Genomic DNA, 242 nt, shown 5'->3' with positions numbered 1-242 from the left:
GGAAGAAGACGACGGTGATCGCGGACGCCTGGCCGATGTTGTTCTGGTCGAAGGCGGTGGTGACGGCCTGGTACATCACGGTGCGGGCGGCGTCCTCGTTGAGGCCGCCGCCTTTGACGAGGACGTAGACCTGGTCGAAGACCCGGAAGGAGAGCACCGAGGTGAGCATGGCGACGAACACGAGGGTGCCGCGGATGCCGGGCAGGGTGACATGGCGGAACTGCTGCCAGCGGGAGGCGCGG

The 242-nt window shown here is 67.4% G+C and carries 1 protein-coding gene; it reads right to left on the bottom strand.

Going from position 1 to position 242, the window contains the following annotated elements; genetic code table 11:
• On the bottom strand, positions 1-242 hold a 242-nt coding region (locus OP79_RS49435), incomplete at both ends, for a carbohydrate ABC transporter permease (RefSeq protein ID WP_033329999.1).

It is taken from the genome of Streptomyces yerevanensis (assembly GCF_000716805.1).
GTDB classification, from domain to species: Bacteria; Actinomycetota; Actinomycetes; order Streptomycetales; family Streptomycetaceae; genus Streptomyces; species Streptomyces flaveus.
Note: the sequence above shows the minus strand (reverse complement) of the source record. Positions and strands in the feature narration are given on the sequence as shown.